This window comes from Streptomyces oryzae, assembly GCF_017676365.1.
In the GTDB taxonomy this organism is placed as follows: Bacteria; Actinomycetota; Actinomycetes; order Streptomycetales; family Streptomycetaceae; genus Streptomyces; species Streptomyces oryzae.
This window is the reverse complement of record NZ_JADKMA010000014.1, coordinates 26,184-49,612: the sequence shown is the minus strand read 5'-3', so window position 1 is coordinate 49,612 and position 23,429 is coordinate 26,184. Positions and strand designations below refer to the sequence as shown.

Below are 23,429 nucleotides of genomic sequence, written 5' to 3'. Positions count from 1 at the left end.
CGTCATCAGGCCGGCAGCGCGGCCTCGATCGCGGCGGTCACCTCGGGGGCGTCGGGTTCGGTCTGGGGGCTGAACCGGGCGGTGATGGTGCCGTCCGGGGCGACGAGGAACTTCTCGAAGTTCCACCGGATGTCGCCCGTGTGCCCCTCCGCGTCCGGGGTGGGGACGAGCGCGGTGTAGAGCGGGTGCCGCTGTGCGCCGTTGACGTCGGTCTTCTCGGTCATGGGGAAGGTGACGCCGTAGGTGGCCGAGCAGAAGTCGGCGATCTCCTCGGCCGTACCCGGCTCCTGGCCCATGAACTGGTTGCACGGAACGCCCAGCACGGTGAACCCGCGCGGCGCGTACTGCTCGTGGATCTTCTCCAGAGCCGTGTACTGCGGGGTCAGGCCGCACCGCGAGGCGACGTTGACGACGAGGACGGCCTTGCCGCGGTACTGCGCGAGGTTCGCCGGGCCGCCGGTGAGCGCGTCGATCTCCACGTCGTGAAAGGACATGCGGACTCCTTGCATCGGTCGTCGTCCCAGCAGGCTAACGGGCAGCCGGTGCGGTGACGTCCACGGCCACGTGGTCGACGAGCAGTGAGCCGCCGGACGTGGTGGCACCGGTGGGCGTCGGGTGCCCGGCGACGCCGTCCGGGAACGCGCCTCCCATGGCCAGGTTCAGCAGGATGAAGTGGCCGTGGTCGGTGGCGTTCTTCCAGGTGGCGGCGTCCATGTCGGACTCCCGTACGGTGTGGAAGAGCTGACCGTCCTGATACCAGCGAAGCTCCTCGGTGGCGCCGGTGCGGTCGAGTTCGAGGGCGAATTCGTGGAAGCCGCCCTGGCAGCTGCCACCGCACTCGGCGCTGCTGCCGAGGCCCTGGGTCTCGTTGCAGGGGCCGCCTGGGTTGACCCCGCAGTGCAGAACACCGTGCGCGGCACCCTGGCCGTTCACGTTCTCCATGATGTCGAACTCGCCGACGCCGGGCCAGTTCTGGTAGTTGCCCCGGTAGTCGGCGCCCAGCGTCCAGAAGGCCGGCCAATAGCCGAGCGCTCCATCCCCGGAGACCTCGGGCAGCTTGAGGCTTCCGGAAATACGCAGCTTGCCCCCTTCGGGCGCCGCGAAGTCCGTACGCCGGGTCTCGATGCGGGCCGAGGTCCACGAGTCGCCCGACTTGAGGGCGGTGATCTTCAGATGCCCGTCCCCGTCGAGCTGCACGTTCTCCGGCTTGTCGGTGTACGTCCGGACCTCGCCTGTGCCCCAGTTGGGCGGGCCACCGGGGTAGCCGTGGCCGGTGTCGATGATCCAGTCGTCCCCGGACGGCAGCGAGCCGGCGGCACCGTCGAAGTCGGCGCGCCACACCTCCTGGGTGACCTGGGCTTTGCCGGTTTCCTGTGTGCGCAGCTGCGGCGGCGCCTCGTCGGCCTGCGCGGTGGGCAGCGCCAGTGCGCCGACGGCCGTCAGTGCCGCGATCACCAGCGCCGGACGGCGTCGGCGGTATGTCCTGCCAGTACGAGCCATGGCGATGCGCTCCTTGTAAGTGGGGGGTTGGTGAGCGCTTTCACGGCAAGCACCGTGCCGAAGGTCTGGACCAGCGTCAAGCCTTCTGTGCGAACGGGCAGATACGGGCGGACGGATGGCCGGCCGGGAGGCCGCCGCTCGGCGGACTGCCGCCCTCTGGGCTGCCGGGCTTGCGGGGAAGCCGGTCAGAGAGTTGGGGCAGGCAGACGCGTCACCGCCGGGCGCGGGCGCGTGCTTCCCGTGGTGGGGGGATGAACTGCAGTTCCAGCGTCACCGGCGGCTGGGCGACTCCTGGCCCTCCCTCGGTGGCCCAGCGCACCAGGTCGTCCGTGCAGTCGTCGCCCATCGCGAAGCCGATCCAGGTTGCCCGGCCCCCGGCCAGGCGGCCGGCGGTGGAGGGCTGGACGACGACGACATTGGCCTGACCGCAGGGGCCGAGGCAGTCCGTCGTACGGACGGTGAACCGCCCGCCGGAGCCGGCGGCCTCAGCGCGCAGCCGGTCGAGCTGCCAGGCGTGGTCCGCCTGCGGGTATTTGCCCGGGTTGCCGCAGCAGCAGCCCCGGCACACCACGAGGGTGCACGGCCGGTCGGCGGCCCGGATCCCGGTCCGGGAGCCCAACCGGTTCACAGGGCGGCGCCGGTGAGGCGTCCGGCGCGAGTTTCGGGGGCGGTCACGTGGCTTCTGGCTCCTGGTCGGCGGTGAGAAGGGCGCACCGGGAACCCGGCGTGAGGGACGCTCGGCTCCGGCGGTCCGCGTCGGTGCGGTGTTCGGGCTTCCAGCGGCAGGGCGGCTCGGGTTCCCTTCCATGGTCGTCGGCGGCCGGAGCGCAGTCGGCGCACAGGCCGGTGAGTTCGACGGTGTGCTCCACCGCGGAGTAACCGGTCTGGGCGGTGACGCTTGCGGCCCACCGCTCGACGACCTCCGCGTCCACCGGCCGGCTGCGGCCGCAACAGCGGCAGATCAGATAGTGCCGGTGGCCGTCCGACGGCCGCAGGCGGTAGAGCCGCCCGCCGGTCTCGTCGCGAACGACATCCACACCGCCGTCCGCCTCCAGCCCACGCAGTGCACGATAGACGGTCGTCAGTCCTATCGAGTCCTCGCCCCTGACCAGCAGAGTGTGCAGCTCCTGCGCCGACACGAAGTCCTGACAGTCCGCGAGCCCCCGCAGGACCGCACGCCGTTGCCGGGTCGTCCGGCCACCCACGGCAGTTCACCCCCTCAATCGGCTTGGCATAGATGAAAATGATACCCAGGGCCATATGAATGATGCCTCATGCGTTGAGCCCGCGCAGACAGCCGCCGGGCCAGGTCCGATCGGACCTGGCCCGGCTCCCCTCCTGCCTCGTTGGCTCGATTCCGGACGTCACCTCAGCGGTGTGCCGGGAACTGCACCACCTGCTGATAGGTCGGCCGGTTCTGCCAGTTGGTCAGTTCGTGGGTGATGCCGCCCAGCGGACGCTGCTGGATGGCATCGGCGCACCACTGGTCGCCGGCCTTGCACACGTCGTCGCCCGGGTACGTCTTCCCGGCCGGGGTCTGCGCGGCCTTCTCCAGCGTGCTGAGCAGGGTCTGACGGCACTGGGCGAGATCTTCGGCGCCGCAGAAGGTGCGGGGTGCCGAGCCCGGCACCTTCCCGCCGAGCGCCTTGCGCAGGTCCTTGTGTACGTAGGACCACCACCCGTGCTGGAAGGACGAGCCCTTGTGGGCCACCCCGTCGCCGGGGGTTGAGGGGGTCTCGTCGAGCTGCAGCGCGTGCGTCAGGGCGCCGTAGAGGCCGGCGCCGAGGCCGGGCCGGAACTCGGCCTCGACCAGCAGCGGCCACCAGGCGTCCATGACGCGGATCGCGTCGGCGTGCGCGTAGGACCTGCTGCCCGGACCGGTCTCCTTGCGCTTCGCGCCGTCGTCCAGCCAGGTGCGGAGGCTGTCGACCGCTGCCTTCTGCCCGGGATCGGTGACCTTTTCGGTGTCGATGACCTTCAGCAGCAGCGGCAGCACGGACTCGCCGCGCAGATCGGTGACGGCGGCGTCCTCCATGGCGCGGGTGAGGGAGGCGCGCGAGACCTTCTTCCCGCCGCTGATCAGGGACTTGATCCGGTCGTTCAGCAGATTGCTGCGGTAGACGGGACCGTCGCCGAAGCCGGCCACGGTGTACCCCTTGGCGATCTTGTTGTTCCAGGATTCGTAGTAGTCCTGGTCGATGTCGTTCGGGTGCGCCGCGTACGGCGTGTTGGGAACGGTGTTGGTCTTCGGGTCCCAGTCCCGCCACTCGGTCTTCTCGCTCGCCCGGATGGGCAGGTTCGGGTCCACGTCCGGGCTGCGCGTCGGGTTCAGGCCGGAGTTGTAGTAGGCCGTGTGCCGTGCGTCGGCGTAGAACCAGTTGAAGGTGTAGCCGATCCGGGAGGCCGCCTTCTGGAAGCTCTTGGGGCCGGTCACAGCGGCCGGGTCGTTGAACATCTGGAAGCCGAGCAGCGTGTCGACCTCGTGGTGGTAGGTGGAGCGCAGCGTGGTGTAGGCGACGGGCTTTCCGTCGATGGTGGCGCGATAGCGCACGACTCCGTAATTGGTGCGGTGCGCGACCAGCTTGTACGAGCCGGCCTTGGTGCCGTCGGCGATGGACGGGCTCCAGGCGTTCTTGCGGACGAGCTTCTCCATCGGCGTGCAGGCGCCGTGGAACATGTACGCCGTGGAGTCCTTCGTCGCCGGGCTGCCGTCGGTGTTGCACAGGTCGACGGCGTAGGTGTCGGTCATGTTCTGGTTCGCCGAGGTGGCGCTCCAGGCGTAGTCCTGCCCGCGGCCCAGCTGCACATACATGTTGAGCCCGGCGAAGGCGGCGCCGCGGGCGCTCAGCCCTGGGCCCTGGATCTCCTGGAGCATCAGCAGCTGCGGCGCGAAGTAGCCGGTCTGCGGGCCGAAGACGGCCACCGGGTTGCCGGTGTCGGTGTGCTTGCCTGACACCACGAGCGCGTTCGACATCCCGTGCTTGCGCGCGAAGAGATCCTTCGGCAGCACGCCGCCGGACAGCGCGCCCCTGGCCTTGGCAAACTTGGGCTTGTGCCGGAGGTTGGCGTCGGAGGTGGCGGACCTGTCCCGCGCCGACTCGCCGACGCTGCCGGTGCCCGCGCCCTTGCCGTCCGCCCGCTTCGCCGTTTGTCCGCCGTCCCCGCCGTCGGCGGCCGAGCCGGTCGGGTCGTAGACGACCTGCTGCTCGCTCACCGACCCCGGGTCGGGCATGGCCACCCCGCGCGGGTGCTCCGGGCTCGCCGCGTAGTCGAACCGCTGGCCGTCGTGCAGGGTCAGGTCGGCCTCCGGGTCGTTCTGCATCCGGAACGCCTGGTAGACCTGCTCACCCTGCTTCTTGCCGTACTTGTGCTCCGCCGCCTGCTTGACCAGCGCGGCGGCGACCTGTTTACCGCCGCCGGAGCCGAACAGCGCGCTGATGACGGTACCGATGGCCACCAGGTCGGTGGGCCTGAACGGCTCGATGCCCTCGCCGGTGAACACGTCGGCGTTGCCGGTCAGGTCGTACTCGCCGGGGAAGTACAGCCCCTTCTTGGCGTCGGCTATGTACCGGTTGAGCCCCTGCAGATAGGCGGTGACGTCCTGGTACGCCTTCCGGCCGCGCGGCCCTGAGTCGCGCACCCGCTCCACCTGGGCCTTCAGCTCGCTCTCCTTGTAGGCGCCGCCCAGATAGAACTGCTGCTCGAGCTGCCGGTTGGCTTCAGCGCCGCCCGCGAAGGAGGTGAGCTCGCCGCGCCCGATGTGCCGGAAGACGTCCATCATCCACAGCCGGTCCTGGCCCGCCGCATACCCGGCGCCGTACTCGGTGCCGGACCGGGTCGTGCCCTTGATGTGCGGGATTCCGGACTTGTCCCGGGTGATCGTGACGTCGTCGCGGCCACCCGGCTGCTTTCTGCTCTCGACCTGGCCGTCCGGGACGCCGAAGGAGGAGTCGTTGAAGAAGGTGCTGAGCTTGTCGTTGGTCAGGCCCGCGTAACTGTCCACCAGATCGGCGTACTTGCCCAGCTGGTCGTCGCTGTGCCCGGGCTTGGCGCCGGTGAGTTTGTTGAGGATGATCTGCGCGGCGGTGGCCGAGCCGTTCTCGCCGGGCGGCAGTACGTCGTGGCACTGGCCCCGGCAGTAGTCGGTCACCTCGCCGGACGCGGCGGCGGGACGCTCCTGCGGGGCGCGTGCGGCGGGGGCGGCGACCGAGAGCGAGGGAGCCGCGGTCACCACCAGACAGGCTGCCGTGACGAGGCCGGTCCAACGTTTTCGCATCTGGCGCTCCTTCAGGCGGTCGCTGTACGGCGGGCCCCGCGTCCCATGACCGGCACAGCATGCAGGCGCCACGTCATCAGGTCAATCGTCCCGGACACTTGACCTGTAGCGGATTCGGAGACGCGCTGAAGGGGCACGGGCACCTGCGGCCCCTCCGTCGGACACGCCATAGGGTGACCCGGAGCCAAGGAGGAACCATGGAACGGCTGCCGTCGACGGAACGGCGCAGACAGCTGGTCGAGGCGGCGATCCGCGTGATGACCCGCGACGGCGTCGCGAAGGCCACCACGCGCTCCATCTGCGCCGAGGCCAAGGTCTCGCTCAGCGTCTTCCACTACTGCTTCGAGTCGAAGCAGGCGCTGATCGAGGACGTCATGGAGACGATCACCGCCCACTCGGTGACCCCGGTCGCCGAACGGATCCAGCCCACGGCCGATGTACGCGACAGCATCCGCGCCGCGCTCCGGACCTACTGGGAGCATGTGCTCGCCCATCCCGACGAGCACATGCTCACCTACGAACTCACCCAGTACGCCCTGCGCCGGCCCGGCTTCGAGTACCTCGCCAGGCGCCAGTACGAGCAGTACGCCGCCGCCAACCGCGCGCTCATCGAGCAGCTGTGCACGGACCTCGGCCTCACACTGCTGGTCCCGGCCGAGACGCTGGTGCGCTATCTGGCCTCCGTGATCGACGGCCTCACCCTCAACTACCTCGTCCTCGGCGACGGCCAGGACGCGGCCGCCGTCCTGGACACCCTCGCCGCGCACGTGGTGAGCCTCGTACAACGCCGGTAGCGGCGCCGCGGAGCACCCCGACCCCGGTCACGAGGGAACCCGCGTGGCCGGGGCCTCCCTCGGGGCGGGTGCGCTGAGAATCGTGTGCTCCGGGATGTGCGCTGTGTCGCCGCGGGCCAGCAGCCAGTAGAGCGCGGCGGGGACGGCCAGTCCCACCAGCCAGGAGATGTCGGCCCCGCCCAGCGGGTTCACCAGCGGGCCGGTGTAGAAGTGGGTCGCCAGGAAGGGGAACTGCGCGAGAAGACCCACGGCGTAGACGGCGAGGGCCTTCCACCGCCAGGCGCCGTACCGCCCCTGCGGATCGCTGAGCGCCGGCAGGTCGTAGCGTTCCTTCGCGACGAGGTAGTAGTCGACCAGGTTGATGGCCGACCAGGGCGTGAACGCGGTGAGCAGGAAGAGCAGGAAGTCCTTGAACGAGGTCAGGAAGCTGTCCTTGCCCGCCAGCGCCACCGCCGTACCGGCGACCATGATGGCGGCGATGTAGCCGGCGCGCGCCCGCGGCCCCAGCTCCCGCTGCCCGCGGAAACCGCTGACCCCGGTCACCATCGACATGAAGCCGCCGTAGGTGTTGAGGACGTTGATGGTCAGCTTGCCCAGGGCGATGACGAAGTAGAGGAACGACGCCATGAGCCCGGCGCCGCCCAGCCCCACGACATAGCTCACCTCGTGCCCCACGAACGCGGGCCCGGCCGCTGCCGCGGCAAGCGCACCGAACGTCATGGACCACTGCGAGCCCAGCGCCGAACCGCTCAGCGTCCACCAGAAGGTGGCGCGGGCCGAGGTGGAGCGCGGCAGATAGCGCGAGTAGTCGGCGACGTACGGGCCGAAGGCCAGCTGCCAGGAGGCGGACAGCGAGACAGCCAGCAGGAACAGCGGGAAGGAGAAGGCGCGGTCGGCCAGCAGCTCGGACAGGTCCGCGCGCTCCAGCAGCCGGAAGCCCAGATAGACGAACGCGAGCGCGCACACCAGGCTCGCCACCCTGCCCAGCGCGTGGATGACCCGGTAGCCGACAGCGGCGGCCACCGCCGTGACGAGCGCGAACAGCACGATGCCGGGGGTCTCGCCGAGGTGGGTCAGCTCACCGACCGCCTGGCCCGCCAGCACGCTGCCGCTGGCGAAGAACCCGATGTACATCACGATGACCAGCGCCAGCGGCACCACTGCGCCCCGTACCCCGAACTGCGCCCGGCTGGAGATCATCTGCGGCAGTCCGAGCCGGGGCCCCTGCGCCGAGTGCAGCGCCATGACGGCGCCGCCGAGCAGGTTGCCGATCAGCAGGCCGAGCACCGCCCAGAACGGCTGCACGCCGAAGACGACGGCGAGGGCACCCGTCACGACGGCGGTGATCTGGAGGTTGGCGCCCAGCCAGAGAGTGAACTGACTGAACGCCTTGCCGTGCCGTTCCCCGTCCGGGACGACGTCGATCGAGCGCCGCTCCACCACTCCGGCCATCTGTTGCACCTTCTTTCTCGCACCCCACGGTTCTGTATGGGTGTATTCATGCTGGGGGTCGAGTGAATGGCCGTCAATACATCGGCGTGAATCTTGCGTAACAGCAGGCCGAGCGGCGGCCGGGCCGGAGCGGAGCGGACCGCTCCGGCCGACACCGGAGCCCTCCGGCGAGCACAGAAGCGGTCCGGCCGACACGGAGGGGCCGGGCCCGCGAGTGCGGGCCCGGCCGTCGTGATCGCGCGCTGGGCGTCGGAGCAGTCGTCCGGTTCAGGAAACCGGTGGGGAGGCGTTCTTCAGTAGCTGCTGGAACTGGGCCGGGAACCACTTGCCGGACAGCGGCGCGTCCGGCAGCGCTCCGGAGGGGTTGTAGCCGTTGCGCGCGTTCCCCTGGTATGTGGGGTCACACATGCGGTCGAAGCCCTTGCCCTCGTCGTTCGGGATCTCGGTGCTGGACCCGTCGGACTCGCCCGGCGGCTTCATCCACACATACGCGTCGATACCGGCGGCCGGCGAGGCTTGCGGCCGCTCGCCCAGACCGGCGCCCGCCTGGTTGCACCAGTTGCCCACGTGGATACGCCGGTCGTAGCGCCCGCCGTCCACATACGCGTCGACCGAGGTGTTGGGCCCGGGGCCGGTGGGCCGCTCCGAGCCGCCCCAGCCGTTGCGGGAAGTGTCGATCAGCATGCCGATGTCGGAGGAGAAGCCGGCCGAGACCGCGGCCTGGCGGAAGCCCTGCGCGAAGCCGAGCTCGTCGACGTACTGGTTCCAGTCCACCCACTCCGACTGCCGTACTGTCTGGCCGTTGACCGTGTCGGTGACGGAGAAGTTCTCTTCCTTCAGCGCGCTGTAGTTGGCGGTGTTGACGATGAAGCCGTGCACGTCGGCGGGGGTGGCTCCACTCGCGTTGGCGGCCTCGAACATGACATTGGCCGACGGCTGGAGGTTGCTGTCCCAGCCGAGCCAGCCGTGGTGCCCCGCGTCCACGTAGTTGTAGACGTTGCCGACCGCGCCGAGCTGTGCGAGGGCGTAACCGACGCCCTCGACGTAGTTGCCGTTCTGCTTCATCGTGTCGCACTCGGGGGTGCCCCCGGGCTGCCCGCTGGTGTTGGTGACGAGGTTCGGCAGCGAGTCCGGCTCGATCGTCGTCACGACCCGCAGATTGGTGCGGGACGAGTACTCCTGCAGGATGTCGCGGATCGGGTCGATGTAGTCGTTCTTGTACCGCCCGATCTCCTCCGGCCCCAGTTCGCCGTTGGAGGCGAGGGCCGCGCAGTCCCGGCCGGGCAGGTCGTAGATGACCAGCGGAACAACGATGGGTTTGCCGTCGGCCTGTTGCAGCGCGGTGTCCAGATGTTTCCGCAGGCCCATGGCGTCCGATGTGCCCTCGATCGCCGCGATGTGGTCGAGCCACACGCCGGTGCTCTCGTTCGCGACGGCGTCGCCACCCGGTTCGGCGGCGGCCTTCGCCGACCAGTCCGGGTTCACGTATAACTGCGCGCCCTCGTAGGGGTTGTCGACTTTGGCCTGGACGTCCGAGCCGGTCTCCTGTGCGAAGCCGGCCGCGCCGAGCGGGCCGACGGTGAGCGCGAGGGCCGCGGCGACGGTACCGGCGAGCCGTCCCGCGCTGCGGCCGCGGCTGCGGCCGCTCCGGGGTCGTTCAGCGAGCTGTCTCATGGGGTGTTGTTCCCTCCAACGGTTTGCTGTGGTGCGGGATGTCCCGCGGACCCTTGGCGCCCTTCAGGGCCCGGGGTTCGCGCGGGCTCCCGTGAAACCCCCGTGGTGGTATGGAACCGCTCCCATAGAGCCGACGCGGCACTTGGCCTACTCAAATGGAAGCGCTCCCACGGACGGTAGCGCGGTACGCCAGTTCCGCAAGGGGGCGCGCACGGCTGGTCCGGGCGCTGCGCGCCGGGCAGCGCTGTGCCCCGGCCACAGCCGGGGCACAGTGGTCGGCGGTATTCGGCCGGCGGTATTCGGTGGTCAGGAGGCGGCCGACGCCGGCTGTTCCCCAGTCGCCGGTTTCAGGCGGAATCCGTCTCGCCCGGGCGGTCGCTCGTCAACTGCACCGTCAGCAGGGCGAGTCCGCTCAGCAGGACGACGCGGGTGGCGGCCTCGAGTCCGTTCCACTTCTCGGACTGCCACATGGAGAACCACTCCCCGCCGATGGCGATGAAGCCCGCTCCGAACAGCAGAAGCAGCATCAGCAGACCGGCAGTTGACAGGACCCGGGCCCGGCGCAGGTTGCGGCGCCGCAGCCACATCCACGTCGCGGTCAGCAGGACCAGCGCCGCCAGGGTCTCCCAGCAGATGATCGCGACATAGGCGGCGTCCTGCCAGACGTGCGAGGTGATGGCCCGCCACATCAGATCGTCGTCCTGGAAGGTGGTGTCCATCGCCAGTACGTGGCGTACAAACTGTCTGTTGGTGTCGAAGTCCGTGATGTTCCCGAACGCGACCAGTGCGATGTACAGGGCGACCGTGGCGGTCAACACCGCGGCCGTCGCCTCGCGGACGCCGAAGCGGACGCGGGGTGGGGCGGTGGCGGTCCCGTCGTGCGGGCGGGGAGGATGATCCGGAGAGACGCTCATGCTCCGACTATGAGGCAGCACGCTCCACCGCAGAAGGCCGCCCGGAGCAACCTGGTACCCCTCGCCGGACCGGCCGGAGTGTCAGTGGGCGGCCCTACGATCGCGGCCATGGAACTACGGGGGAAGACAGCGGTGTTGATGGGTCGGTTCCCGGGCCTGTCGCGCGCGACCGCCAAGGCCGGACTCGAGGCGCGGGGCGCACGGGTGTCGAGTGCGGTCTCAGGAAGGACGGACGTGGTCTTCGCCGCGCCCGACGCGCGGGGGCCCAAGGTCGGCAAGGCGAGCATGCTCGGCATCCCGGTCTACGACACGAACACGCTGCGCGCGGTGCTGAAGGGCGCCACCCAGCACTCGGACGCGGACGAGTCCACCGCCGGGACAGCGCCCTTCGCGGATCACGCGTCGCTTGCCTCGGCCACCGGCCCGGAGACGCTGCTCGGCCTTCTCCAGCAGGCCGACTGGTCCGCCTTCGTGACCGGGCGGGACCTGCTGCCACTCCGGGACCGGCTGTTGGAGCTCGAGCGCACGCACGGGGTCACCGAGGCCCACCGCTTCGCCACCGACCGGATCCGCGCCCTGGACGGCACCCGGCTGCAGCATCCGTACGGCCACATCACGGAGATCGAGTCGTACGCTCTGAGCCCGTGCGGGCGCTATCTGGCCACCGGAAGCTGGGTCGGCGACGACTACCACCGTGGTGGGGCGTTGCAGATCTGGGAGGTTCCCACCGGCCGCTGCGTCAACGTCCTGGACCATATCCAGGGCGGCGTCGGCTGGCCCGGCCACGATGACGTCATCCAGTGGTCGGCCGACAGCACCCGCGTAGGACTCGCCTACAACACCAACGAGGTAGGCGTTTTCGATCCCTTCGGCGGCGCCACGTACACCCGTCCGCTGGCCAGCGCGTCGGTGACGGACGGCGGCAACCGGCCGCCCGAATGGGCGCTGGCACCTGACGGCCGGAGCGCGTTCATCGGTACCGGGTGCTCGGGAGCCATCCAGGGCTGCGTCGTTCCGCTGGAGGCGGGCAGTCTGTTCTGGCTGCCCGGCTACGCCTCGCCCTCGCACCCGTATCTGCTGGGCGAGACGTTCCCGGAGGACTTCTGGGAGAAGGGCGACGAGCTGTGGCTGGAGAGCGGGGCCGACTGGTCGCAAGACGGCAGCCGGCTGTATGTGTACGACCACCGGCACCGACGGAACCTGGTCGTCGACCTGCTCAGCAGACACGTCAGCTGGGCGACGGAGGATGAGGAGCCGGAGGACGACGAGCCGGAGGCCGCTATCGGGGACGCAGCCCAAGTGGCCGACGAGTCGGGCGGAGTGCGCATTTCCGTCGGCCCGACCGGGGTGACTTTCCAGCGGCCCGACACCGGGGAAGTGCTGTCCGAGTTCACCTTCCTTCTCGAACCGCCAGGCCCTCGCATCTTCGAGGACGACTACGCATGCGAGGAGGGGAACGTCGATTTCGCGCTCGATGCGGAGACGTGGTGTGCGGCGTTCGAGGAAGGCGTCGTCATCGCGCCGCCGGACCGCAGGGAGGCGCTGGAGGCGGTGCTGACCTGGTCGGTCGACCGGCGTTTCGCCTGGCCGGTGCGGTGGGGCGGGCTCGATGTCGTACCGGACGCGCGGACCGCCGCCGAACGGCTGGGGGAGGACGGCCTGGGCTTTTTCGTCCGAAGGTATGTCGAGAGGAGCGCGGCCGCCGGCGCCGAGCACGCCGCGAAGGGGAATGCCGAGGCCCTGGAGGAAGGGGCGTGGCCACCGCCCGACACCGCGACGCTGGACGACCTGTTCTCGGCGGCAAAGGACTCCGTCTCCTCGCTGGGCAGCGGCTGGAACTTCGCCGTGGACGAGAGCCTCCGGCACGCGGCACGGCTGCGGGCCCGGCGAGGTGAGCCGGAGGGGGCGGCGGAACTGCTGGAGGCGATCCGCGACGCCGACGAGCGCGTCGCGGCGTCCGCCGAGGTCGCCATGGTCCTGGCCGGCGCGGGACTCACCCGCCAGGCCCGCACGGCTTTCGACTTCGCCGAATCGGACGTCGAGGCGGTGCTCAACGCTCATAACGTCGCCCGCGTCGCCTCCGCGGTGGCGGGGGCACACCACGCCCTCGGAGACACGGCCGCCGCCGACACGTGGTTCACCCGCGCACGGGAGGCGATCGAGCCGGAGACCAACGCCTGGCAGAACCGCCTCGCGGTCATCTGGGCACTCACCGAGTGCGGGCGCGTGGACGAAGCGCGGTCGCTGTGGACGCTGCCCGAGGAGGACCGCCGGATCAACGGTCCCCACAGCCTCCGCTGCGAGCCCTGGTTGCTCCATCTGCTGAGCACCGGCCGGCTCGACCTGGCCGAAGAGTTCATGGAAGCGTGCGTCCCGCCCAGGAACCGGCCGTCGGGCATGATCCAGGCGCTGGTCGAGCTCGGCAGACCCGATCTGCTCCGCTCGTGGCTCTCCGACTCGTGGTACATACCCGACGAGAGCTACGAACGGGCCCAGGCGATCGCCGACGGCGCACCGCGGAGGCCGCTGCCGCCGACACCGACCGACGAAGACGTCGCAGCCCTGGCCGCGGCCCACGCCGAGCTGCTCAGGACGCCACGCGCCAAACGCGAGAGGCCAACCGAAGAGCTCATCGCGCAGGCCGCCGACTGCGGGCACCTCAGCGCCGTGCTGGACCTGCTCGGCAACCTCCCGGACGACGACTACAACGACCGGCCCAAGGCCGCCTTCTCCGCACTGTGGCGCGCCACCACGGGGCACTACTACGCCCCCTGGTGACGAGCACCCCGCCCCGAAGGGGCGCGGGGAACTGCACGGCTGGTGTGCGAGGGGCGTCTGCGTAGACTGGCGCGCACTGGCCTGGCGTTTCGACGGGGAAGGGAGGGAGCATGCAGCCGCGCTCGGTGGGTGTGCCCTCGCGCCGTTCCGCGTCCGCGTTCCTCACTTTCCTCTGGGGCGCTCTGCTGCTTGTGGCAGGCATCGGTGCGGCAGCTGCTCCGGTGCAGGCGAGCGCGCCTTCGTCCGTCATTGTGACGGCGGACCGGGGAGCACACCACAGCGGGGAGGCCCGCCTCACCGGCTCCCGGCCCGACGTACGGCGGAAGACCGCCGTACACGGCGCCACCGCGACGGCGCCGCATGAGGCACTGCTGCCCGGCCATCCCGTTCACCCTCCGGCCGTGCCGACTGCCGCGCCGGGGACAGCCTCCGAACCGCTCGTAGGCCGGTTCGCCGACGGCCCGCCGCAGGAGCGCGCGCCGCCGCGCTCCGCCTACGACCCACGCACCAGCCGGGGCCCGCCCAGCGCGCCGCTCGACGTCTGACCGAGTCGGCCGACTCCTTTCCACGCCGTCCGTACGAGCCGCCCTGCTGTCCGGGCTGTACGGGCCGTGCGTCGTACCGCTGTGCGGTCTGCTGTTCTCAGCTGTTGCCGCTGTACGGCGCCTGCGGCGGTGCCGGGCAAGGGCTTCATAAGTACCTCCGCAGCGCTGTCACGATGCGTGGCTGCGGCGGAAGTGAGCGGTCGGCTGCCATGTGTGCCGCGTGTGTCGCGCGGTGCCCTTTCAGCCTGGAGTGGACTTGTCCCGTACGCCTCGCCGTACTCGTACCGCTGGTGCCCCGCACCGTTCCCGTGCGCCCCTGTGGCGTGCGCTGCTCGCACTCGTTGTCGTCGGAATCTCACTCTTCTTCGCCCTGACGACCCCGGCCCGGCTGGGGCTGGACCTCAAGGGCGGAACCCACATCGTTCTCGAGACCCGCGACGGCCCCGGCGTCCGCGCCGACCGCGCCGCCACCGATCGTGCCCTGGAGGTGCTCCGCCAGCGCGTGGACGCCCTCGGCGTGGCCGAACCGTCGCTCTCCCGCGCGGGGGAGAACCGCATCGTCGTCGAACTGCCCGGGGTGCAGGACCCCCGGGAGGCCGCCGAGGTGATCGGCCGTACCGCCCAACTGACCTTCCACCCGGTGGCGGAGGAGACCGGAAGCCGACCAGCGAAGGACGCCCAGCGGAAGGCGGGCAAGGAAGGAACGGAAGACAAGGCAGGCAAAGAGGGCAAGGGGCGCGGCAGGACCCTGCCCGATCCGGACGCCAAGGGCCTGTATCTGCGGCTGGGGCCTACCGCCCTCACCGGTGAGGGGGTGAAGGACGCCGAGCCGCAGCTGGACACCGCGCAGGGCAACGGCTGGAGCGTGACCGTCGACTTCCGGGACTCAGCCGCCGGTCAGTGGGCCGCACTGACCGGTCGGGCCGCCTGCCAACCCGCCGACGCTCCCCAGCGCCGGGTGGCGATCGTCCTGGACGACCGGATCGTCTCCGCGCCCCGTATCCAGGACAGCGTGGCCTGCCGCACCGGCATCACCGGCGGGTCGACCCAGATCACCGGCAACTTCAGCGCCGAGGAGGCCAAGGACCTGGCGGCTCTCGTCAAAGGCGGCGCGCTGCCGGTGCCGGTGGACGTGGTCGAGCAGCAGACGGTCGGCCCCACGCTGGGCGCGGACGCCATCCGGGCGAGTGCTCAGGCCGCCGTCATCGGACTGGTGTGCACGGCGGTGTTCATCACCGTCGTCTACCGGCTGCTGGGGGCGCTCGCCACGCTCGCCCTCGGCTTGTACGGACTGATCTCGTACGCGTCGCTGGTCGCGCTCGGCGCGACACTGACGCTGCCGGGGCTCGCCGGTTTCGTGCTCGCCGTGGGGATGGCGGTGGACGCCAACGTCCTCGTCTTCGAGCGGGCCCGCGAGGAGTACAACCGCCCGCGCCCACGGCCGGACAAGCCGCGGCGGGAGCGGGAATCCGAGCGCGCACGGGGGCGGGAGCACGAGCGGGCGCAAGAACGGGAACGGGGACGAGAACGGGGTCGCGGACCGGATCTGCGGCGGGCGCTGCGCGCCGGGTTCCAGCAGGCGTACAGCGCCGTCATCGACTCGAACGTCACCACCCTGCTGGCTGCCGGGCTGCTGTTCTTCTTCGCCACGGGGCCGGTCAAGGGCTTCGGGGTGACGCTGTCGCTGGGTGTCCTCGCCTCGATGATCTCCGCCATGGTGATCACGCGGGTGCTCGCCGACTGGGCGGTACGGCGCCCGTGGGTGCGGCGTCGGCCCGCGCTCACCGGTTTGGCCGGTGACGCCCGGCTGCGGGCATGGCTGACCGCGCGCAAGCCGCGCTTCGCGCGCCGTCCCCGCCTGTGGCTGAGCGTCATGGCCGGACTGGTACTGGTGGCGCTGGCCGGGATCGGGCTCCGAGGGCTGGAGCTGGGCGTGGAGTTCACCGGCGGCCGGCTGGTGGAGTACAGCACCAGCCGGTCCGTCGACGCCGACACAGCACGCAGCGCCGTGGCGGACGCGGGCTTCCCGCGCGCGGTGGTGCAGGAGGCGGGCGACGGCGGGATCTCCGTACGCACCGAAAAGCTCACCGACACGGAACGGGAGCACATCCGGGAGGCTTTGGAGCCAGCCGGGGGCGAAGTCTCCGTCGAGCAGGACGAACTGGTGGGGCCCAGCCTCGGCAGCGAGCTGCGGGACAAGGCGCTGCTCGCGCTGAGTATCGCTGTGGGAGCCCAACTGCTGTATCTGAGCGTCAGGTTCCGCTGGACCCTGGCGGCGGCAGCTGTGGCCGCGATGGTGCAGGACGTACTGCTGGTGGTGGGGCTGTTCGCCTGGCTCGGCAAGCCGGTGGACGGGGTGTTCCTCGCGGCGCTGCTCACGGTCGTCGGCTACTCGGTCAACGACACCGTGGTCGTCCTCGACCGGCTCCGGGGCATGCGCCGCTCGGACCGTACGACGCCGCTTCCCGACCTGGCCGACGCCGCGGTCCTCCGCACCCTGCCGCGCACCGTCAACACCGGTATGGGCGCGCTGTTCATCCTCGTCGCCCTCGCGCTGCTGGGCGGCGACTCGCTGACCGACTTCTCGGTGGCGCTGCTGGCCGGGGTGGTGTTCGGCATGGCCTCGACCGTGCTGACGGCCACCCCGCTGGCCGTCGCACTGGAGCAGTGGCGGCCCGCACCACGCCGCGAGCCGACGGCCCGGCAACGCGGAAGGGAGGGCTCGGGCGCCGTGGTGTAGCCGTCCGGCGCAGACGCTCGCGGCCGGAGCGGCCCTCCGGCCGCGACCCCCGCGAGCGCGCCCGCTCCGCGCTACGACTTCCGGCGCGGCTTGCCGCGCTTGCCGCCCCTGCCACCGCCGGAATCTGTCCGCCTGCCTCTGCCGGCCGGCTTGTGGGCTGTGGACTTCCGCCGGGCGTTCCCTGCGTCGGCCCGCTTCTCCTTCGGCTGGGCCGGGGCGGGGCGGCGGCCGCGTGAGCTGTTGACCGTCCGCCCGCGGACGATCCCGATGAAGTCCTCCACCATGTCGGTGGTCTTCTCCTCGGGCCACGACAGCGCGACCCGCGACTGGGGGGCGTCCGTGACCGGCCGGTAGGTGAGGTCCCTGCGGTGGTGCAGGCGGGCCAGCGACTGCGGAACGACGAGCAGTCCCACCCCTGCCGCCACCAGCTGGATGGCGTCCGCCGTCGTGGCGGGCCGCTCCTTGGCGGGCACCCCCGGACGCCGCTCCCAGTCCAGCACCTCGTCGAGGGGGTGGAGCACGATCTCGTCGGCCAGGTCCTCGGTGGTCACCTCGTCCACCGCCGCCACGATGTGGTCCTTCGGGACCACGACCACCGTCGTCTCGGTGTAGAGCGGGATGGCGCTCAGATCCGTACCGCCGACCGGCAGCCGTACGAACCCCGCGTCGGCGCCGCCGCCGCGCAGCAGATCGGGTGCCTCGGCGACGGAGACCGCCACCAGATGCAGAGGGATATCGGGCAGTCGCTCCTCCCAGATCCGCACCCACTTGGTGGGGATCACGCCCGGGACGTACGCGAGCCGGAACGTGGGGGGTGCTTCGGAGCCTGTCACGTGGCCAGGCTACCGGGCGTGGTCGGGACCGGCACACACGCTCGATATGCTTGACACCATGACGTCGCACCAGAACACCCAGACGATGAAGCCCGCGACCGCGGCGAAGAAACTGGGTGTGTACCTCGATGCCACGCCCGCGGAGTTCCGGGAGGGCGTCGTCTCGCGCGACGAATTGAAGGCGCTGCAGGCCGACCCGCCCGAGTGGCTGCGGGAGCTGCGCCGCGACGGCCCGCATCCCCGTCCGGTGGTCGCGGCGAAGCTGGGAGTCTCCAATTCGGGCCTGGCGCGCGGCGGAATCACCGAGCCGCTCACCACTCAGCAGATCGAGGAGCTGAAGAGCGCCGCCCCGGAGTGGCTGCTCAAGGAGCGGGCCACGCAGGCCGAGGTGCGCAGGGAAGCAGCGCGCCTGAAGCAGAAGCGGCTGCAGGAGAGGGAGAAGAACGCGGAGCGTTCCTGACTGCGCCTGCCCATCCCGCCCCCTGGCGGAGACTGCCCGAGCGCAGCGGGGAAAGGATGCAGGACCAGCCCTACATCAGCAACCGGACAACCGCCGCAACCCCGATGACCACCACGGTGCCCCGCAACACGGCCGCGGGAAGCCTGCGGCCGACCTTCGCACCGAGCAGCCCGCCCACCGTGGAACTCGCGGCGAGGATGCCCACGACCGGCCAGCTGATCGGGGCGACGAAGGCGTAGATGACGCCCGCCACGACGTTCACGACGGCGGCCAGGGTGTTCTTGAACGCGTTGATCCGCTGCAGCGGATCAACGAGCAGCAGTCCCATGACGCCGACCAGCATGATGCCCTGCGCTGCGGTGAAGTAGCCGCCGTATACGCCGATGAGGAAGACGAGGACGTACAGCAGTGGGCCCGAACGGTTCTCGCCGTCCCGGTCACGGAGCCGCTTGGCGGCCAGTGGCTGGAGTGCGACCAGGAGGACCGAGAAGCCGACCAGCCACGGCACGATGACCTCGAAAGCGTCCTGCGGCAGCGACAGCAGCAGCACGGTGCCGCAGATGGCGCCGAGGAACGATGCCACCGCGTAGCCGAGCAGCCGGTTGCGCTGGCCCACCAGCTCGTGCCGGTATCCGTACGCGCCGGTGACCGAGCCGGTGATCAGCCCGATGGCATTCGATGTCGTCGCGGTCACCGGCGGGTAGCCGAGCGCGACGAGCACCGGAAAGGTCACCAGAGTGCCGGAACCGACCACTGTGTTGATCGCGCCGGCCCACACGCCGGCGGCGGCGATCAGTACGCCCTCCCACCCCATCATGGCGGCAACGTTACGGCCCTGCCCGGGCGCCGCGGTTGGCGGCCCCGGGCAGGGCTTTCATGTCACTTCGGGGCCGGGCCCTCAGTAGCCTCCGTGGCTGTCCTTCGGCTTCGGTGAGCCACCGTGCTTCGGCTTGTGCACCACGGCCTTGCCCTTGGTGTCGACGACGTACCATTTGGCGCCGAACTGGTTGAGGCCCTCGCCCTCGGTCTGCCCGGGTTTCTCGTCCTGCGCGAACCGGTAGAGCGGGTGACCGTGGTAGGTGACCTGCTTCTTGCCGTTTCCTCTGTCCGTCGTGGACAGTTCGGACTTCTTGACCCCCTTGCCTGCCTGCGCCTTTTTGTCCACGGTCATGGGCGGCCATGCGCTGGCGCAGCCACCGTGGCAGTTGCTCTTGTTCTTCTTGTCCTTCTTGAACAGGTAGAGCGTCCTGCCCTTTCCGTCCACCAGTATCTTTCCGTACTTCCCTTTCTTGACCTTCACCGTGTCCGCCGTTGCCCCGGACTTGCTCTGCTCGGACTGCACCGATTCGGGCGCGGAAACGGTTGTCCCTGCCCCGGCGGTCCCGGCGGCTGTCCCGCCGAGCAGTACCGCGGCGGCAAGGGGAATCGAGATTCTCGTGAACGTAGCCATGGAAATCCTCTCGGTTCTTACGGCCTGTTCGCCCCCCGGCGCAGACACCAGCGGCACGCATGGGCGTGCGGGCCTGTGCGCTTGCGCGCTCGGCTCAGTGCGCCTGTTCTCAGTAAAACGGCTCGGGACACCGGCGCAACCGGGGGACTTCGCCCACTCTCCGCCGCGATTCACAGCATTTCGTAATCACCGCTGCGGCGACCGGCGACGAATGCGTTCAGCATGCCCCGCTCCGGATGATTCCCTCACGAAATGTGGTCGCAAAGTCGCGCTCGGCAATCGAAGAGCTGGTCGTTCCGGTGGCCGGGGAAGCGCACGGCGCGGGAATGGGGTGGCACGTAGACTGAAGAAGGGAAAGAAACCCGCCAGAAGGGCGGCGGTTCATGGTTTCTTCCGAAGGGATTCCCAGCGAACCTCTCCGGCCGCTGGACGAGGCAGACCCGGGTATGGCGGTGCTCGATGCCCGGGGCACTATTACGGCGTGGACCCCGGCTGCCGAGACTCTCGTCGGTTACCGCGCGGCCGAGGTGGTGGGCCGGTCCGCCGAGGATCTGCTGACGTCGCCCGAGGACGTGTCCCGGGCGGCGACTGTGGGGGAGCAGAGCCGCGCGCAGGGCGGCTGGTCGGGGCTGGCGACGCTGCGGCACCGCAGCGGCCGACCGGTCGAGGTGGGTCTGCGCGCCTGCCCGCTCTCCGACGAACACGGCCGGGACTCCTGGCTGGTGACCGCAGTCGACCTGGGGAAGGCACCCTCGTGGGTGCTGGGCGGCTCGGTGCTCGAAGCGTTTCTGACCCGGTCGCCGCTGGCCATGGCCGTCCTCAGTCCGGACCTGCGGTATGTGTGGATCAACGACGCGCTCGAGCGCCGCGGCGGCGTCCCGCGCGAGGAGCGGCTGGGGCGCCGGCTGGCGGACACCCTCCCCGGCCTGGACACCGACGCGCTCGAGGCGCAGATGCGGCAGGTGCTGGCGACGGGCAACCCGGTGATCGACTACGAGTACCGGGGATGGACGCTGGCCGACCCGCAGCGCGAGCACGCCTACTCCACCTCTTTCTTCCGCCTGGACGATGCGGACGACAACGTCATGGGGCTGTGCTACATGGTCATGGACGTCACCGAGAGGTGGCGGGCACGCGAACGCCTCACGCTGATCAACGAAGCCGGTACCCGTATCGGCAGCACACTCGATGTGGAACACACCGCGCAGGAACTGGCCGATGTCGCCGTACCGGGCTTCGCCGACTTCGTCACGGTCGACCTGGTGGAATCGGTGGTGCGCGGCGAGGAGCCCGTGCCGGGTCCGGTCGGCGCCCTTCCCGTCTTCCGGCGCTCGGGGCTGCGGTCGGTCAGCGAGGGTACCCCGGAGTCCGTCGTGCAGCGGGGGGAGCAGGTCACCTTCGACAAGTACGCGCCCTTCGTCCGCGCGTTCCGGACCGGGGAGGCGCTGCTGGACCGGAAGTTGGGCGATCGCAGCAGCCGCTGGCTGGAGGACGACCCCGCCAGAGTCGAGAAGATCCGCCAGTTCGGCATGCACTCCCTGATCGCCGTCCCGGTGCGGGCGCGCGGCACCATCATGGGCGTCGCGTCGTTCGTTCGCTGGCGGTATCCGACCTCGTTCGAGGAAGACGATCTGCTGCTGGCCGAGGACCTGGTCTCCAGGGCGGCGCTGTGCGTGGACAACGCCCGCCGCTACACCCGCGAGCACACCGCGGCGCTCACCCTCCAGCGCAGCCTGCTCCCGCACGCCCTCCGGGGCGGGACGGCCATCGAGGTGGCGTCCCGCTATCTCCCCTCCGGCGCGCACGACGGCGTCGGCGGCGACTGGTTCGACGTGATTCCGCTCTCCGGGGCAAGAGTCGCCCTCATCGTCGGTGACGTGGTGGGCCACGGCATCAACGCGGCGGCCACCATGGGCAGGCTCCGTACCGCGGTGCACACGCTCGCCGACATGGAGCTGCCGCCCGACGAACTGCTCGCCCACCTCGACGACCTCGTCATGCGCCTCACGGAGGAGGAGTACCGGCCGGAGGCGAGCGCGATCACCGTGCTGGGCGCCACCTGCCTGTACGCGGTGTACGACCCGGTGGCCCAGCGCTGCACGATGGCGCGGGCCGGCCATCCGCCGCCCGCCGTGGTGTACCCGGACGGCACCGTCACCTTCCCCGATCTGCCCGCCGGACCCCCGCTGGGACTGGGGGGCCTGCCCTTCGAGTCCGCCGAGCTGGAGCTGCCCGAAGGCAGCCTCCTCGCCCTGTACACCGACGGGCTGATGAGCGCGTGCGACGCGGACATCGACGTGGGACTGAGCTGCCTGCGGACCGTACTGGCACAGCCCGACCTCCCGCTGGAGAGCCTGAGCACGGCCGTGCTCGACAACCTGTTGTCCAGCCCGCCGTCGGACGACGTGGCCCTGCTCATCGCCCGTACGCACGCCCTGACCTCGAGCCGCGTCGTCTCCTGGGATCTGCCCAGCGAGCCGGCCATCGTCGGCAAGGCCCGGTCCATGGCCGCCCGCCAGCTGGCCGAGTGGGGGCTGGAGGAGCTGGTGCTGACGACGGAGCTGATGGTCAGCGAACTGGTGACGAACGCCATCCGGCACGGTGCCGGACCGATCAGACTGCGCCTGATCCGGCACTCGGTCCTCATCTGCGAGGTGGCCGACGCCAGCAGCACCTCTCCGCGGCTGCGCCACCCGCGGACCACCGACGAGGGAGGACGTGGTCTCTTCCTGGTCGCCCAGCTCAGCCGCCGATGGGGCACCCGCTACACGGAGGGAGGCAAACTCATCTGGGCCGAGCAGGACCTCCCGGCCCCGGCCCAAGTCCCCGCGGAGCTACCCGAGCAGGTCCCTGCCCGGTGACCCCCGTGCCGGAGCCGTCAGCTCCGTGCCGGCCGGGGTGTCCGCAGATGCCGGGCGAAGAAGGCGTGCAGCCAGCCGCGCACCGTGGGCACCGACAGCTCGGGAGCGATGCCCCCGACCAGACTGGTGCGCGCCTGGGCCGACATGAGTCCGGCTTTCTGCAACTGCGGTGCCAGCGACGCGTAATCCGTGAACACCCAGTGCGCGGCATCGCGGAGCTGCCGCCGGTGGGCGCCCCGTACGACCGACCAGGAGCGCTCCAGCTCCCTCCGTTCCGTGAAGCCGTCGCTGCCCAGCAGGAGCAGTGGCCGGTCGAGTTGCTGCCGGGCGACCGGGAACAGCTCGCCGTCCGGGTGGTCCAAGAAGCCCTCCATATTGACCGCCGCCCGGATGCGGCGGTCCTCGTACATCGCCTCGGCCGCGGTCGTTCCGCCTGCCGAGTGGCCGTAGACGCCTACCCGTCGCAGGTCCAGCGTCCGCCCGAGCCCGGTGCGTCCGGCGGCCAGAGCTTCCAGCTGGTCCAGCACGAACCGGGTGTCGGCGACCCGGGTCTCGATCACGGTGCGGAAGAGGGCCGGGTCCTCCCGGGGGTTTCCGCGGAAGACGGTCTGCCGGATGGAGCCGTCGGGGAACTCCACCTCGGTGGCGTCGCCGGGGTGGTCGACGGTCACCACGACCCAGCCGTGGCTCGCCAACTCCTCGGCGACCGAGGTGCCCAGGGTGCGCGGATCGCCGCCACCGGGCGTGTAGAGCAGCACCGGCCGCCGTACGGGCTGCGCGGGTGCGCCCGGGTGTGCGTGGGTCATGGTGGCCGCCCAGTCCACCCCGCTCTGCGGCAGCCCCGGGTGGAGGAGGGGAGCGAGTTGCTGGAAGCTCTTGGCGGCGCCTGCCGTCATCTGCGGTGCGACGGGAGAGCCGCCGACGTCGTGGGCCGGGTGGAGCACCGAGACCATCACCTCCCGGGCGCTGTCCGGCTGCCAAGGGTCGCGCCGCGAGCGGTCGGTCAGGTGCAGCACGGTGACGCCGAGGCGGTGCGGGCCGGTCGGTGCGGGCAGGCGGAGGGCGAAGCCGCCGCTGTCAGCGGCGCGGGCCACACCGCCCCCGGTGGGCAGCAGCAGAGCGGCTGCGCCCACCATCGCGGACTTGGCGAGG

At 70.6% G+C, this 23,429-nt stretch carries 18 protein-coding genes; 6 read left to right on the top strand and 12 right to left on the bottom strand.

The window, feature by feature from the left end:
• Positions 1-5: 5 nt before the first annotated feature.
• From ITI46_RS04890 to ITI46_RS04870, 5 genes are all read right to left on the bottom strand, one after another.
• Positions 6-494 (bottom strand): glutathione peroxidase, encoded by a 489-nt coding sequence (locus tag ITI46_RS04890; RefSeq protein ID WP_209238130.1) that lies wholly within the window; start codon positions 492-494, stop codon positions 6-8.
• Between the two features lie 34 nt (positions 495-528).
• Positions 529-1,500 carry a glycoside hydrolase family 16 protein gene (locus ITI46_RS04885; RefSeq protein ID WP_209238129.1) on the bottom strand — a complete coding sequence of 324 codons (972 nt, stop codon included), beginning with the start codon at positions 1,498-1,500 and terminating at the stop codon, positions 529-531.
• A gap of 211 nt (positions 1,501-1,711) precedes the next feature.
• Positions 1,712-2,119, bottom strand: coding sequence for a (2Fe-2S) ferredoxin domain-containing protein (locus ITI46_RS04880; protein ID WP_209238128.1), 408 nt, complete (start codon positions 2,117-2,119; stop codon positions 1,712-1,714).
• A gap of 52 nt (positions 2,120-2,171) precedes the next feature.
• Entirely contained in the window at positions 2,172-2,705 is a 534-nt protein-coding gene (locus ITI46_RS04875; protein ID WP_209238127.1) for a Fur family transcriptional regulator, read from the bottom strand.
• Positions 2,706-2,869: 164 nt separating this feature from the next.
• Positions 2,870-5,776: a penicillin acylase family protein gene (locus ITI46_RS04870; protein ID WP_209238126.1), complete on the bottom strand. Its 2,907-nt coding sequence runs from the start codon at positions 5,774-5,776 to the stop codon at positions 2,870-2,872.
• A 197-nt stretch (positions 5,777-5,973) separates the two neighbouring features.
• Here ITI46_RS04870 and ITI46_RS04865 point away from each other — a divergent pair, with 197 nt between their 5' ends.
• Entirely contained in the window at positions 5,974-6,570 is a 597-nt protein-coding gene (locus ITI46_RS04865) for a TetR/AcrR family transcriptional regulator (RefSeq protein ID WP_209238125.1), read from the top strand.
• Between the two features lie 27 nt (positions 6,571-6,597).
• On the opposite strand, the gene ITI46_RS04860 is transcribed toward ITI46_RS04865, so the two are convergent.
• The 3 genes from ITI46_RS04860 to ITI46_RS04850 form a co-directional block, all read right to left on the bottom strand.
• Positions 6,598-8,022, bottom strand: a complete 1,425-nt coding sequence (locus tag ITI46_RS04860; RefSeq protein ID WP_209238124.1) for a purine-cytosine permease family protein — start codon at positions 8,020-8,022, stop codon at positions 6,598-6,600.
• Between the two features lie 267 nt (positions 8,023-8,289).
• The gene (locus ITI46_RS04855) at positions 8,290-9,696 is read right to left on the bottom strand and encodes a glycoside hydrolase family 6 protein (protein ID WP_209238123.1); all 1,407 of its coding nucleotides are present in this window, start codon (positions 9,694-9,696) and stop codon (positions 8,290-8,292) included.
• Between the two features lie 347 nt (positions 9,697-10,043).
• Entirely contained in the window at positions 10,044-10,610 is a 567-nt protein-coding gene (locus ITI46_RS04850; RefSeq protein ID WP_209238122.1) for a DUF2165 domain-containing protein, read from the bottom strand.
• A 108-nt stretch (positions 10,611-10,718) separates the two neighbouring features.
• Between ITI46_RS04850 and ITI46_RS04845 the strand changes: the two genes are divergently transcribed.
• From ITI46_RS04845 to secD, 3 genes are all read left to right on the top strand, one after another.
• The gene (locus ITI46_RS04845) at positions 10,719-13,388 is read left to right on the top strand and encodes a BRCT domain-containing protein (RefSeq protein WP_209238121.1); all 2,670 of its coding nucleotides are present in this window, start codon (positions 10,719-10,721) and stop codon (positions 13,386-13,388) included.
• A gap of 110 nt (positions 13,389-13,498) precedes the next feature.
• Complete coding sequence (locus ITI46_RS04840; protein ID WP_209238120.1) at positions 13,499-13,933, top strand: hypothetical protein; 435 nt, start codon at positions 13,499-13,501, stop codon at positions 13,931-13,933.
• 256 nt (positions 13,934-14,189) lie between these two features.
• On the top strand, positions 14,190-16,673 hold the full coding sequence (secD, locus tag ITI46_RS04835; protein ID WP_209238119.1) for a protein translocase subunit SecD: 2,484 nt from the start codon (positions 14,190-14,192) through the stop codon (positions 16,671-16,673).
• Between the two features lie 71 nt (positions 16,674-16,744).
• Here secD and ITI46_RS04830 read toward each other — a convergent pair whose 3' ends face one another.
• The gene (locus ITI46_RS04830; protein ID WP_209238118.1) at positions 16,745-17,506 is read right to left on the bottom strand and encodes a LysR family substrate-binding domain-containing protein; all 762 of its coding nucleotides are present in this window, start codon (positions 17,504-17,506) and stop codon (positions 16,745-16,747) included.
• A gap of 58 nt (positions 17,507-17,564) precedes the next feature.
• On the opposite strand from ITI46_RS04830, the gene ITI46_RS04825 reads away from it, so the two are divergent.
• A complete protein-coding gene (locus tag ITI46_RS04825) occupies positions 17,565-17,966 on the top strand; it encodes a DUF5997 family protein (RefSeq protein WP_209238117.1) in 402 nt (133 codons plus the stop codon).
• 70 nt (positions 17,967-18,036) lie between these two features.
• Here ITI46_RS04825 and ITI46_RS04820 read toward each other — a convergent pair whose 3' ends face one another.
• Positions 18,037-18,783 carry a sulfite exporter TauE/SafE family protein gene (locus ITI46_RS04820; RefSeq protein ID WP_209238116.1) on the bottom strand — a complete coding sequence of 249 codons (747 nt, stop codon included), beginning with the start codon at positions 18,781-18,783 and terminating at the stop codon, positions 18,037-18,039.
• A gap of 81 nt (positions 18,784-18,864) precedes the next feature.
• Complete coding sequence (locus tag ITI46_RS04815) at positions 18,865-19,416, bottom strand: COG4315 family predicted lipoprotein (RefSeq protein ID WP_209238115.1); 552 nt, start codon at positions 19,414-19,416, stop codon at positions 18,865-18,867.
• Between the two features lie 383 nt (positions 19,417-19,799).
• Between ITI46_RS04815 and ITI46_RS04810 the strand changes: the two genes are divergently transcribed.
• On the top strand, positions 19,800-22,277 hold the full coding sequence (locus ITI46_RS04810) for a SpoIIE family protein phosphatase (RefSeq protein WP_209238114.1): 2,478 nt from the start codon (positions 19,800-19,802) through the stop codon (positions 22,275-22,277).
• Between the two features lie 17 nt (positions 22,278-22,294).
• On the opposite strand, the gene ITI46_RS04805 is transcribed toward ITI46_RS04810, so the two are convergent.
• Positions 22,295-23,413, bottom strand: a complete 1,119-nt coding sequence (locus ITI46_RS04805; RefSeq protein WP_209238143.1) for an alpha/beta hydrolase family protein — start codon at positions 23,411-23,413, stop codon at positions 22,295-22,297.
• Between the last annotated feature and the right edge of the window lie 16 nt (positions 23,414-23,429).